Below are 12,857 nucleotides of genomic sequence, written 5' to 3'. Positions count from 1 at the left end.
GACCGAACATGGAACTCAAGGTGATAGCAATCCTGCGCAGGCTGAACAAAGGGGTTGCCCTTTTTGTCGGCGCAGGGCTGCTGGTTTGCGCGACCTTCGTGTTAACAGATATCATCATGCGCCGGTTCGGTACGTCCCTTGGCGGTACCGAGGAGATTGCGGGCTACGCTATGGCGCTCGCGACCTCTTGGGGCATGGCATACACATTGTTAGAAATGGGCCATGTCCGCATAGACATCCTGCGCAGCCGCGCAGACAGTTTCAAACGCGCGCTGTTTGATGTCTTTTCAATGATCGTAATGTCGGGTGTTATCATCACTATCGCGCTCAAGGCATGGCCAGTATTGGAACGGTCGATCAAGAACGGCTCAACTGCCAATACACCACTTGAGACGCCGCTTGTCTGGGTTCACCTACCTTGGTTTGCGGGTTGGGTTTGGTTTGCCCTAATGGCGACCACCATCACCCTCTGCGCGCTCAGCTTGCTGATCAAGCGCCGCCACGGCGACACCGAGCAATTCATCGGCGCATTTGCCGAGCAGGAGACATTGCAATGATCGGGTATGTTTCCATCGGCCTTTTAGGCCTACTGGCCCTCTCGATCCCTGTGGGTATCGTGCTGTTCCTATTGGGCTTCGGTATTGATGCCTTTTTCTCCAATTTTCCGCTCACCAAAGGGCTTGGAAATATGGTCTGGTCCGCGTCCAATTCAGCGACGCTCATTGCGATTCCATTTTTTGTGCTTCTGGGCGAAATTCTTGTGCGCAGTGGTGTTGCCACGCGCACCTACGCAGCCCTTGACCGCTGGGTAAGCTGGCTGCCGGGCGGGTTGGTCCACGCCAACATCGCGACTGCAACGATGTTTTCTGCCACCTCCGGCTCGTCCGTTGCCACAGCGGCTACTGTCGCCACTGTGGCGATGCCACAGGCCGAAAAACTTGGGTACGACCCCAAGTTGTTCTCGGGTGCTATTGCCGCTGGAGGGACGCTTGGGATCATGATCCCGCCATCTATCAATCTCATCGTCTATGGCTTCCTCACCCAATCCTCGATTCCACAGCTCTTTTTAGCGGGCCTCATCCCCGGCCTTGGCCTTGCGCTAATGTTCATGCTGATCACGGTTATCATTTGCCTGATCCGACCTGATTTGGGGGGGCTACGCCGCACGTTCCCGTTTCCGCAAATGCTGCGCGCGTTGATTGATCTGGTGCCGATCTTGATGCTTTTTGGGATGATCGTTGGCTCTATCTACGCGGGGTGGGCGACCCCAACCGAAGCGGCGGCTGTCGGCGTTGCTGGTGCCTTTCTTATAGCGCTCGCGTTTGGAGGTGTCTCATGGGACATGCTGATTCAAAGCCTGACGGGGACAGTTAAAATCACCTCTATGATTATGTTGATTGTGATCGGCGCATCGTTCCTGAATTTCACGCTGGCCTCGGCCGGTTTGGGCCGCGAATTGACCACGTTCATGGATGGTCTCGGGCTATCCCCGCTTGGCTTTATCCTTGTGGTTGTCGTGCTCTACATCGTTCTGGGCTTCTTTATTGAAACGCTATCGCTGATGGTTGTCACCATCCCTATCATCGTGCCGATGGTGCTGGTTCAAGGCTATGACGTGATCTGGTTTGGCATCCTGATGATCGTTCTGATCGAGATGGCATTGATCACGCCGCCTGTTGGGCTCAACCTGTATGTGGTTCAGGGCGCTCGCAAATCAGGCAACCTCAATGAGGTTATGTTGGGAGCGCTGCCCTATTGCCTGACGATGCTGGCGATGGCTTTTCTTTTGATCGCTTTCCCAAGCATCGCGCTCTTCTTACCAAATGCGCTTCAGTAGGCGGCTGAACTGATGACGTTAGACCTCAACTCTGACCTTGGCGAAGGGTTCGGCTCGTGGACCTTGGGCAATGAAGTTCAAATCTCCAGTTTTGTGAAGGCATAATCGCGCCCATGAAAGCTCAATTCAGTGCTATTGCGGATCACGCTTTATTGGTGACCTTTGCACAAGAACTCTCAGACGCTGCACACGCGCACGTCATTGCGCTCGATATGGCATTGGGTACTAATGTACCCGTTGGAGTGATTGAAACGGTCCCCGCTCTTGTGAATCTGTTGGTGTCTTTTGACCCCATGGCGACAGACCACTTGACCGTTCAAAAGCATGTAGGCGCATGTCTCGAAGAATTGAAGCTACAGGAGATTGCGGGAGGCCGTCGTTGTGTCCAAGTGTGTTACGAGCCGCCGTTTGCACCCGATTTGGACGCCGTCGCCTCTGCCACTGGCCTCTCACGAGAGGCAGTGATCAATGCGCATTTGGAAGGCGACTATCGCGCGCTTATGTATGGCTTTGCTCCTGGCTATGCCTATCTTGCTGGGGTTCCCAATCAGATACAGGTACCTCGCAAAACAACGCCTGTCCGTGATGTCCCCGCAGGCAGTGTCATTATTGCGGGCCCACAATGCCTTGTCACAACCCTAACCATGCCAACAGGCTGGTCAAACATTGGGCGTTCGCCCACACCGATCTTCACAGGCGATCCTGAGCACCCTTTCTTGTTCGATGTCGGCGATAATGTAACGTTTGAGCGCATAGATTGCCCAACGTATCAACGTCTGAGCCAAGGAGGGAATAATGTCTGAAGCCTCCTTTTCCGTTTCTTTCGCTGGTCCATTGGTGACGTTCCAAGATGCGGGACGTCCCAGAAATATGCGGTATGGTGTGGCAGCCTCAGGACCAATGGATAGGCTGGCGTTTGATGCCGCTCATGCAGCGCTAGGCAATGATCAGGGTATGAACGCGATTGAAATATCGCTTGGCGGGTTGGTCTTGGAGTGCACAGATGGTTCTGTTTCTGTTGCCATTACGGGCGGAGACTTCGTACTGCAACATGGCGATCAGAAGTCCTCATCATGGACGATCTTGACGATCCGTGAGGGCGAGCGGTTGTCGATCAGCGCAGGTAAGGCAGGGAGTTGGGCATATCTTGCATTTGCGGGAGAGGTCGATGCCGTGGATTGGCTTGGCAGCCAAGCGACCCATTCGACATCGGGTTTCGGGGGGGGCTTTGTGCGTACAGGTGGTCAGATAAAGGTTTCTCGTGCATCCATCCGCGATGACCGAGTGGGTGGAATTGTGCGCCCAGACTTTATCTCCCAAGGCCCGATACGTGTCGTTGCAGGGCCCCAAGATCACTGTTTTATACAAGAGGCTTTGGAGCATTTTGGGACTGGAGTGTTTAGTGTCACAGAGGCCTATGATAGGATGGGGATGCGGTTGAGCGGACCGAAGCTAGAACTTGATAGCGCCTTGTCTATTCCCTCTGAGCCCATTGTGCGCGGATCTATTCAGGTGTCAGGTGACGGCGTTCCAACGGTTCTGCTCGCCGATCATCAAACCACTGGCGGGTACCCTAAAATTGCAACGGTAATCTCTTGCGATACAGACAAATTGGTACAATGTCGTGCAGGCGAAAAACTACGCTTTCTTGTTATATCTAGTGAGCAAGCAACAGATCATGCCCGTGGGTATTTTGCGCAGAAAGCCAAATATCTTGACCAAATCTCTGTGGCGCGCGGATCGTTGACGACTCGACTTATGCGAGAGAACCTGAACCATGGTTGGATGTCTGACTAACGATAGACTCTGACCCGATAATTAAGCGTCGTGTGACGCTAAGGTATAACTTCTCGCGGCTTTGTCCTCTCGACAAAAATGGCTGCCAAGCAACACAAAGAACGCGATAGTTTGGGCGCGGGCCCGAAACTCTGCAAATACTGGTTTGCGATGCACCCACAGCCCACACCGTATGCAACATAGCGAATCCGCCCAACAGGTGATCAGCGATACGGCAAAAAAAGCGTGGTTAAGCTGTGTTTGTGAATTCGCCACTCTAGGCGCGTAATATACCTAAATAAGCCATCTATTCTTCTGATAAAAATGGTGCCCAGGGGCGGAATCGAACCACCGACACGAGGATTTTCAATGGCGACAGTGTAAATTGTATGTTTAAAATCAGTAATTTACGTGGCGAAATTTTTGGTGTGTGCGCAAGTGTGTTTTTGGTGTCATTTTGAGGGCAGGGCGGAAACGCTATGTTGAACACGGTAATCTTAAGAGTTTGATTCTAACACACTGTTCAACATTCAAAAAGACGCAAGACTGGACACAGACTAAATGAAGTGGACGTTCACTCGGACTATTGTTTATGGCCGAAGTGCAGGACAAAACTGACCTGCGCAGGTGCAGCTATTGCTGACGCAGAGAACGTTGTATTTATAGCGTCACTCATTTGACAGTGCAAGACATTTCACCGAACCGGCCGTTCGAACGCGCCGATCCAGGTGAGGCTCAAACTGATCGTTCGCTGCGGCCGGTTTCAACAATCGAGACACGGGACTTTCCGGCCAATCAGATCAGGCTTTTAAGCGACTGCTTTTTGGCTTGATAAACTGTCATAGAGAACGTCTAAAGAAATCAGCTTCTTCTACTGAGTGAGTGTTTCATCGCATGTTGCACTCGATCGCCGGATTTTGGGTGCAGGTGATCTCAAAGGTTTGACACAACCTTTGGCCTATGCGTCAAGGTTCGCGGAAGCCGCCGCTATATGTTCTCTGGCACGCGCAGCATCGCCCAGATCATGAACCAGAAGCAGTGCCAGCTTGGCGAGAAGAAGTTCACGTTTTTCGGCCTTGGTGGCGTCGAGCGTCGTGGCGAGGTCTTCGTATACAATTTCCAGATCGGCGGGCTTCATGAAATCGCTTCCTTTGGCATCTCGACTGCAGCTTGAAGGGCAATAAGAACATCAGCCGCTTGCGCAGATTTCCACCGACTTGCAACATGGCCATCGGGGCGCACAAGATAGGCCGTCTCGGCCGTGGCCCCCAGGATTTGAGCAGCCTCTGAAGCGGGTGGCAGGCGGCAGACTGTCAGATCGGCCTGAGCGCACTGATCGGCAAGTGCCCCGTCAAAACAGATCAGGCTGAACCCCGGCCCGAGAAGATCATGAAGGAATCCGTCTCCGACCAAGGCATCCGGCAGGACCGCGCCGGCGACCGGCCCGGTTTCAAAAAGCGGATCATCTGCCTGCACGACAGGGCTTTGAGTATATGTGTAAGGGGTCATCTGACGGGGATTGGCAAGCTTGCCGGCAAAGGGATGGCTGAGTGCAAGGTTCAGCGCCGCATCTCGCATCAATTGCCAGCCTGCGCTAGGCGGGGTCATGAAACGGGCGGACTTCGAGGCATTGGCAAAAACGTCCAGCGTCGCGCCGCGGCGTTCGGGGGTATAGCTGTCAAGCAGGGCCTCATCAGCCTTGCCGTTCAGCACCCAACCCAGTTTCCACCCGATATTCTCCGCATCTGCCAGGCCATTGTTCAACCCGCGCACCCCGAAAATTGGCACAATATGGGCGCTGTCACCGACAAAGAACACCCGCCCGTCCCGGTAGTCGGCAAGGGCAAGCGTGTTGGCCGAGTAAATGCTCCACCACTCAAGATCCCAGTCGCCGGAATAGCCGATTTCGTCCAGAACCGACGCAACCGAGGCGCGCACGGTCTCCTCGCGGATCGCTTCTGCTTCGTCTTCGCCGTCGCGCAATTGATAGTCGATGCGCCAGATGTTGTCGGGTTGTTTATGCACAAGGATCGTCCCGCCACGGCGGCAATCTGGATCAAACAGGGCGCGTCGGATGGTCGGGTAGCCATGCGCCATCTGAACATCGGCAATCACATACCGCCCTTCGAAATTGTCTCCTTCGAGCCGCATGTCACGCAACTTGCGGATTGTGCTGCGCGCACCGTCTGCGGCCAGAACCCAGTCCGCGTTGAATTCGTAGTCGTCCTCGGGATCGCGCACATTCAGCCGGACGCCGTCATCAGTATCCGACAATCCCGTCACTTCGCTTTGCCACCGGGTCTCGATCAACTCGCTTTTGACGACAGCATCCCAGAGGAACTGTTCGATATATTGCTGCTGTAGATTGTACATCGGGCGGTATTTTTCCGACGGACTGTCAGGCATCTCGAATTCGAGGATCTGCTTGCCGCGATAGAACGATCGCCCGGTCGTCCAGCCCAGGGATTTGTCCAGGAAGGGCGCAACCGCTCCGATCCGCTCCAGAATCTGGAAACTGGACCGAGCAACACAAATGGCCCGGCTGCCATCGTTGAAGGTGTCCTTGTTGTCAAACAGCACCGAACGGATGCCTTGCTTGGCCAGAGTAAGTGCCGCGGTCATGCCAATCGGACCGGCACCGACGATGGCGACTGACGCAGAGGTGACCATTTGTGCACGCGCATCACCTTTGGGCGGCTCAAAATGTGGGTACGTAAAATAGAGCGAGTCAGTTTCGGCGCGTCCTGCAGGTCTCATGGCGGCTTTCTGTTCTGTTTCGATCGTAAACAAGACATATACCTGCGATGGTCTTATGTCTGTCCTCTTTTGCAGGGGACATCTTAGCCTAACCGCTATGCCCGGCCTTGCTCAACATATCGGAACGGGCTCTTTGTCAATCTATACCAAAGCGGGCCCGATACTGCCTTGTATGATCCTGACATCGTTTGTATGCCCGGGCGTCTGGTTCTGATGCATTTCGACCGACCAACCCAGTCAGATACCTCCCCGCCGCTTGCCACGCTCAGCGCGCGCGAACGGGAAGTTTGTCTTGGCATCCTGTCCGGCAAAAAGGCATAGGTCATTGCAGGCGACATGGATATTACGACGCCCACGGTCATTACCTACCGCAAACGCGCCTATCAGAAACTCGGCGTTTACACCCGTGTCGGCCTTTTTGCAGTTTGTCGCCCATAGATTGAAGCTTCAGGCCTGTTTAACCCATGGTCACTTGGAAAGCGCACGCGCAACGCCGCGAAACTCTGCCACGAGCCCGCCCGCCTCTGTGGACAGGCTCACGTCATAGATCGAAGTGCGGCCGACGGTTGTTCGCAAAGACACGGAGGCGACAACAACCTCTCCGAGATGCGCCGGGCGCAGATAGGTGATGGAACAATGTTGCGACACGGCTTCTCGGCCAGCGCAATTCGCCGAGATCCCGAAAGCGGCGTCAGCCAATGTAAAAAGGGCCCCGCCCTGACAGGTTCCATGTTTCTGCACCATGCGTTCTGTCACCATCATCTCCAGCTCTACACAGCCTTCGACCTGTCGGATGATGCTAGCGCCTAGGAGCTGCATCATCTGATCCTGATCGAAAAGGTCTTTGGCAAGTGTCATGTGGTGATTCTTTTCATGTCGTCGTGGTGTAAGCTCATGAGCAAGCCTTTTGTCGCGCAAAACCGGTCATTTGTCCTCCGCCTTTTCAATCACAGGGGCGAGCCATCCTAAAGGTGGATGTTCACTCCAACCCGGCGATTTGCATCAAGGTGTTTGGCATGGTTTGGCTCTCAACCCCCTGAACTAGAAGGTAACAAACCTGCCGGTCGCAGCCGCCGCTTGAACAATACCCAATCGAAGTTCTGCTCAGGCCGGATTTCTGGGCTTGCCAGGACTGAGTGTCTTGAACCGCGCCAAAGACGATGGCGTCGACCCAAAGGAAAACGTCTAGCGCATCCCCATGACATCTGCTGCGCGTTGTGCGGGCAGAAATTTCACATCATAGGCGGGCGCAGTCGCGACCACTTCATCCGGGCGCGACATGTTGTGGAGCTTGCGGAACAAGTCGACCAGCTTGCCGGTTGGCGTGACCCAGAACAGGCAGGTCACATCATGACCGGTGTTGTTAAAAATTCCATGCGGAATGCCGCGTGGCATGCACACCAGATCGCCTTCGCTTGCGTGGATATGCTTGCCGTTCAAAACCAGATCCAGTTCACCGGATTGCAGCAGGATGTATTCGTCCTGCGTGGTGTGAATATGCGGGGGAACAAACGATTCAGCGGGCAAAAGCGCGGCCCAACTGAAACACTCTTCGGTGATCGATTTCGGCGAGTATACCTGCCCGAGAATGTTCCAATGCACATCGTCGATGCCTTCGCCACGGCGCATTATTCCGGCTGATAGGCTCATGTTTTGTCCTCCGATACATCGCGGCGCAATAACTTGTTCAGGGTCGGGGCGACCAGGGGGTTTGCATTGGCCAGCCGCGGGCCCCATTCATTGCGGATCGCCTCTTCCAACTCGGCTTCATCCCAATATCCGATCAGGATACCGGCCTCGCCAATGCGATCCTGAATGTTGGTGCCTTCGATTGCCCCATCCGCCACGGTGGCGCGCTGGCGCGGCTTTCTGGCCCATTCAAACAACGCCTCGTGCAGGCGCGCCCGCACTTCGGCCAATGCGGGATCGGCCCCAAGATCGTTCAGTTCGTTAGGGTCGTCGTCAAGATCGTAGAGCATCGGGCGGAAGCGTTCGGCGTGAATGTATTTGTAGCGACCGTCGAATATCATCCGCAGCCAGCAATCGCGCGCCGGCATGTCCAGAGCGATGCGCGGTTCAACAAAGGAATAATCGTATTCCGAAATCACATAGCGGCGTGGATCGGACGTGCGCGTGCCGGTCAGAGTGTCGATCAGGGAATGGCCATCCATGACGTGGGGAACGGGCGCGCCGCCATACATTTCCAGAAAGCTCGGCGCGAGGTCGATGGATTCGATCAGATCCGTGTTCACCTTGCCGCGGGTCGGGTCGGCCTCGGGCGAGGGATCGTAAATGATCAGCGGCACGCGCAGGGATTCGTCGTGAAACAGCTCTTTCTCGCCCAGCCAGTGATCGCCGAGGTAATCGCCATGATCCGAGGTGAACACGATCATGGTCTGATCGGCGATGCCACGGTCTTCGAGATGCTGAAACAGCCGCCCCATCTGATCGTCGATCTGCTTGATCAGGCCCATATAGGCCGGGATCACCTTGGCCCGCACGTCGTCGCGGCTGAAATTCCGGCTCACGCGGCGGTTCATGAATTGTGCAAATACCGGGTGCGCATTTTCGCGCTCGGCATCGCTGCGATTGGCGGGCGGCACATTGTCGGGCCCGAACATGCTGGCATAGGGTTCCGGCACGATATAGGGCCAATGCGGCTTGATATAGCTGACATGGGCGACCCAGGGCTGATCGGGATCGGTGTCCAGGGCATCGTCGATGAAATCCATCGCGCGCCCGGTGATATAGGGCGTTTCCGACAACGGATCGGGAACCCGCGCCGGGCGATCCGCATTTTTGAGGAACCAGCCCGACAGCAGATCACCGTCCTCGTCCTCGCCGGCATTGGCGTATTCTTCCCAGGGGTTTTCTGCCTCAAGCCCCTTTTCGCGCAGCACATCGTTGTAGCGCGGATTGGGCTCGTGTCCGGAATAGGGGTGAATGCCATCGTCCCGCTCGAACGGATCGAACCCGCATTCCGCGATGCGCACGCCGATCCGGCTCTTGGGATCGATGCCGAGCCGCGCCATGCCCGGCGCGTCGGCCTTCATGTGGGTCTTGCCGATCAGGACAGAGCGGACCCCCAGGGGGCGCAGATGATCACCGATCGTCATCTCTCCGGCCTTGATCGGCACGAAATTCCAGCTGGCGCCATGGGCATGCACGTAGCGCCCAGTATAGGTCGACATGCGCGATGCGCCGCACACGGGCGACTGGACATAGGCCCGGTCATAGCGAACGCCGCGCCCGGCCAGCGCATCGATATGCGGCGTATGCAGGGTCTTGTGGCCATAACAGCTCAGGTAATCCCACCGCAGCTGGTCGCACATGATGAACAGAACGTTCTTGGCAGGCATCATTCCTCCTTTTCACATCACAACCGGCCAGGGTGCGCATGCGCACTGGCCGAAAGGGCTATCGCAACAGCGTCACAAGGCCCACGGCAATTACCGGGAAGGCAATGATCAAAACCAGGGCCACCACATCGGCAATCACGAACGCCGTCACGCCCTTGAAGATATCGCCAAGCTTGATGTCCGGCATGACCGCCCGCACGGTGAAGGCGTTCATCCCGATCGGCGGCGTGATCAGGCCCATTTCCACGACAACGACCATGACGATACCAAACCAGATCATGTCGACGCCCATCAATTGCAGGGTCGGCAGGAACACCGGCACAATCAGCAAGAGCAACCCGACAGCCTCGAAGATCATGCCCAGAACAATGCAGATCAGGCAGACGAACAGAACCACGCCAAGCGGCCCCATGTTCATCGCCTCCACCATGTCCAGAAGATCATAAGGCAGGCCGGACAGGTTGACGAAGTTGGCAAAAACCAGCGCGCCAAAGATAACGGCAAACAGGATGGCAGAGGTTTTCACGCTGTCGATCAGAATATCCAGCAGCACCGGAAGGCTGCGGACATGGCCCTTGACGAAGGCGAAGAGCGCGGCACCGAAAGCACCGATGCCCGACGCCTCCGTCGGGGTGAACGCCCCGATATAGATGCCGCCCAGCACCAGTATGAACAGCGCCAGAACCGGCCAGACCCGACCATAGGCCGCAAACCGCTCCGCCCGTTCAAGCTTTTTTCCTGGTTGGCCAAGCGAGGGCTTGCGCCAGACCGAAACGCGCACGGCGGCAAGGAAAAGCAGGACCAGAAGCAGGCCGGGGATCGTGCCGGCGATGAACAGCTTGCCGATATCTTCTTCGGCCACCAGCCCGTAGATGATCAGCGGCACGGAGGGCGGGATCATGATCCCCAGAGTGCCGCCCGCGGCGACCACCCCGGCGCTGAGTGAATCCGCATAGCCATATTTGCGCATATGCGGCATGGCGACCTTGGTCATCGTTGCGGCGGTGGCCAGGGAGGAGCCAGAGACGGCGGAAAAACCCGCGCAGGCCAGAACGGTCGCCTGGGCAAGGCCGCCTTTCCGGTAGCCGATAAAGGCATAGGCGGCGCGAAACAGATCCTCGGATATGTTGGACCGGTGGATGAAACTGCCCATCAGGATGAACAGGGGAATGACCGAGAGGCCATAGTTGGCGCCGGTTTCCATGACCTGCTGGCCCAACATGGTCATGGCCCCTTCCCAGTTCCAGTCACGGGTATAGGCAAAACCGATGAACCCGACGAAAAGCGTCGAGAAAGAAAGCGGAAAGCCGATGAAACTCAAGAAGAGCAGACAGGCAAAACCGAAGAGGGCGAGTTCCATGGCTCAAAGCTCCAGGTGTTCGGATTTCTCGGGATCGGCCTCAAAGTGTTGCAGCCGCCCAAGCCGCCCGGGCCAGCCTCTGGTCAGCAGAAGCGCAAACACGAACAAAGCGACACCGACAACGGAAAACAGCGCCGCGGCGCCCGGCATCAGCCACTGGGGTCCATCCAGAACCGCCGTGCGCTTCCCGCTTCCAAAGCTGTCCAGCGCATGGTGGATCAATTCCCAGGTTACAAAGGCATACACAAAGAGCGAGAACAGGTGCACGCACCAACGTTGCAGGTTGGGCACCTTTCGTTTGATCCACGGTTCAAAAATCTCAACCTTGATATGTTGATCACCCGCTGTGACAAACGCAATTCCGGCGAAGATGACACAGACCATCAGGTATTCGATGATCTCTGCAGTGCCAAATATCGACTTGTTGAAACCGTAGCGCCCGATGACATCGACGAACGTCAACACCATCATAATGAACAGGGCGATCCCGGCCAGCACGGCCATGATCCACTCAAGACTTCGGAAGACGCGTTCCATCGGGCGCTACCTTTTTCAGGTTAATTGGACAGGGCAGCTTCGCCTTCGGCGATGCGCGCAAGGTAGAAATCAATGATCTCTTGCCCATCGACACCCATCTCGTCAGCTTTGGCAATCCAGGCGTCGATCATCGGCTGGCCGAGCGCGCGCAGTTCATTCTCCAGTTCCTTAGAGCCTGGGTGCACGGCCACACCCGCCTCCATCATGTTCGCGCGTGCTTGCGTATTGACCTTGTCCTGAAACGCACCAGCCCATTTTGCGTAATCGGCACCCATGACGGTCATGATTGCGACCTGATCTTCTGCCGAAATTTTGTCCCACTTTGCATTCGAGACAACAAATGAGAATGTCGGCTGGAACAGTTTGCGCTCCAATTCAGTGGCCGATTTTGTGTAGTCACCCAGTTTGAACGCCTGAACTGAGCCCCAGGGGACGCCAGCATAGCCATCGACAACGCCTTTCGAGATAATCTCAAGCATCTGAACCGCTGGCCCCGCGACCACGGAAGAGCCGGTTCCCTTCAATGTGTTCGCAACAACGCCGGGCAGGCCCCACATTTTGCGACTTCCAATGTCGGTTGCCGTCATGATAGGCTCATCTGTCAGCGAATAGAGTTCATTACCGCTTGAGGCGTAGACCGAAATCAACTTGGCCTCACCATACTCGTTCTTGTCAGCAAAAAACTTCTGGTAGGTTTCCCAAAGGGCCGGACCGGCGACTTCGGAATGGGTCGAGCCGACGAAGGGCAAAAGGCTGAATTGGATGCCCGGAACCTGGTTGGCGATAAAGGCGTTGAATTGCAAAGCACCGTCCATAACGCCGCCGACAACGCCGTCATACTGATCAGGCGGGGCCGACAGGGATTTCGGCGGGGTGTTGACTTTGACACGCCCTTCCGTCGCGGTTTCAATCCGGTTCTTCAGCTCTGGCATGAACTCAGTGCACACATAGTGCTTGGGTGGAAAGAAGCAGTTGAAAATGAGCCGCTCGGCAGCCTGTGCCGGCGTCGAAATGGCTGTTGAAAGCGCCAGCGCCAGTGCGCCTGCTGTGACTTTGAAGTTCATGAACGAAACCTCCCTTTCGTTTTGTTCGATACTTTGTTTTTTTCGCCGCAAGATCAATTCAACCGTCTTTGCCGCGCATTGGCGGCCCGAACCAGATGGTTGTAAAATTCTACCGCAGCCCTGGTTTATCTGGGGCATCCTATCGCATGATTGTGATAATTTGTTTC

Annotated in this window: 14 protein-coding genes; 6 read left to right on the top strand and 8 right to left on the bottom strand. The window is 55.8% G+C overall.

Features of this window, described 5'->3' with window-relative positions:
* The first annotated feature begins 8 nt into the window (after positions 1-8).
* The 5 genes from DSM117340_RS11560 to DSM117340_RS11540 are packed head-to-tail and all read left to right on the top strand — an operon-like array spanning position 9 to position 3,634.
* On the top strand, positions 9-557 hold the full coding sequence (locus tag DSM117340_RS11560; RefSeq protein ID WP_089894488.1) for a TRAP transporter small permease: 549 nt from the start codon (positions 9-11) through the stop codon (positions 555-557).
* Positions 554-1,837: a TRAP transporter large permease gene (locus DSM117340_RS11555; RefSeq protein WP_349379368.1), complete on the top strand. Its 1,284-nt coding sequence runs from the start codon at positions 554-556 to the stop codon at positions 1,835-1,837. Before DSM117340_RS11560 ends, DSM117340_RS11555 begins: the two co-directional genes overlap by 4 nt.
* Before the next feature lie 12 nt (positions 1,838-1,849).
* Positions 1,850-1,942 carry a LamB/YcsF family protein gene (locus tag DSM117340_RS11550; protein WP_143037453.1) on the top strand — a complete coding sequence of 31 codons (93 nt, stop codon included), beginning with the start codon at positions 1,850-1,852 and terminating at the stop codon, positions 1,940-1,942.
* 8 nt (positions 1,943-1,950) lie between these two features.
* Positions 1,951-2,640: an allophanate hydrolase subunit 1 gene (locus DSM117340_RS11545; protein WP_349379369.1), complete on the top strand. Its 690-nt coding sequence runs from the start codon at positions 1,951-1,953 to the stop codon at positions 2,638-2,640.
* Positions 2,633-3,634, top strand: coding sequence for a biotin-dependent carboxyltransferase family protein (locus DSM117340_RS11540; RefSeq protein ID WP_349379370.1), 1,002 nt, complete (start codon positions 2,633-2,635; stop codon positions 3,632-3,634). Before DSM117340_RS11545 ends, DSM117340_RS11540 begins: the two co-directional genes overlap by 8 nt.
* Before the next feature lie 937 nt (positions 3,635-4,571).
* Here the strand turns inward: DSM117340_RS11540 and DSM117340_RS11535 are convergent.
* Together DSM117340_RS11535 and DSM117340_RS11530 are read right to left on the bottom strand one after the other, a co-directional pair.
* Positions 4,572-4,751: a hypothetical protein gene (locus DSM117340_RS11535; protein WP_271437123.1), complete on the bottom strand. Its 180-nt coding sequence runs from the start codon at positions 4,749-4,751 to the stop codon at positions 4,572-4,574.
* Positions 4,748-6,403: an FAD-dependent monooxygenase gene (locus DSM117340_RS11530; RefSeq protein WP_354689653.1), complete on the bottom strand. Its 1,656-nt coding sequence runs from the start codon at positions 6,401-6,403 to the stop codon at positions 4,748-4,750. Before DSM117340_RS11530 ends, DSM117340_RS11535 begins: the two co-directional genes overlap by 4 nt.
* A gap of 303 nt (positions 6,404-6,706) precedes the next feature.
* Between DSM117340_RS11530 and DSM117340_RS11525 the strand changes: the two genes are divergently transcribed.
* A complete protein-coding gene (locus DSM117340_RS11525) occupies positions 6,707-6,808 on the top strand; it encodes a hypothetical protein (protein WP_271437125.1) in 102 nt (33 codons plus the stop codon).
* 30 nt (positions 6,809-6,838) lie between these two features.
* On the opposite strand, the gene DSM117340_RS11520 is transcribed toward DSM117340_RS11525, so the two are convergent.
* From DSM117340_RS11520 to dctP, 6 genes are all read right to left on the bottom strand, one after another.
* On the bottom strand, positions 6,839-7,228 hold the full coding sequence (locus DSM117340_RS11520) for a hotdog fold thioesterase (RefSeq protein WP_284260176.1): 390 nt from the start codon (positions 7,226-7,228) through the stop codon (positions 6,839-6,841).
* 327 nt (positions 7,229-7,555) lie between these two features.
* Entirely contained in the window at positions 7,556-8,020 is a 465-nt protein-coding gene (locus tag DSM117340_RS11515) for a cupin domain-containing protein (RefSeq protein WP_271437127.1), read from the bottom strand.
* Positions 8,017-9,732: a sulfatase-like hydrolase/transferase gene (locus tag DSM117340_RS11510; RefSeq protein ID WP_354689652.1), complete on the bottom strand. Its 1,716-nt coding sequence runs from the start codon at positions 9,730-9,732 to the stop codon at positions 8,017-8,019. Before DSM117340_RS11510 ends, DSM117340_RS11515 begins: the two co-directional genes overlap by 4 nt.
* 55 nt (positions 9,733-9,787) lie before the next feature.
* On the bottom strand, positions 9,788-11,089 hold the full coding sequence (locus tag DSM117340_RS11505; RefSeq protein WP_354689651.1) for a TRAP transporter large permease: 1,302 nt from the start codon (positions 11,087-11,089) through the stop codon (positions 9,788-9,790).
* 3 nt (positions 11,090-11,092) lie between these two features.
* On the bottom strand, positions 11,093-11,626 hold the full coding sequence (locus tag DSM117340_RS11500; RefSeq protein WP_271437130.1) for a TRAP transporter small permease: 534 nt from the start codon (positions 11,624-11,626) through the stop codon (positions 11,093-11,095).
* Positions 11,627-11,646: 20 nt separating this feature from the next.
* Complete coding sequence (gene dctP / locus DSM117340_RS11495; protein ID WP_354689650.1) at positions 11,647-12,690, bottom strand: TRAP transporter substrate-binding protein DctP; 1,044 nt, start codon at positions 12,688-12,690, stop codon at positions 11,647-11,649.
* Positions 12,691-12,857 lie beyond the last annotated feature (167 nt).

Source organism: Lentibacter algarum (assembly GCF_040580765.1).
Taxonomy (GTDB): Bacteria; Pseudomonadota; Alphaproteobacteria; order Rhodobacterales; family Rhodobacteraceae; genus Lentibacter; species Lentibacter algarum.
Note: the sequence above shows the minus strand (reverse complement) of the source record. Positions and strands in the feature narration are given on the sequence as shown.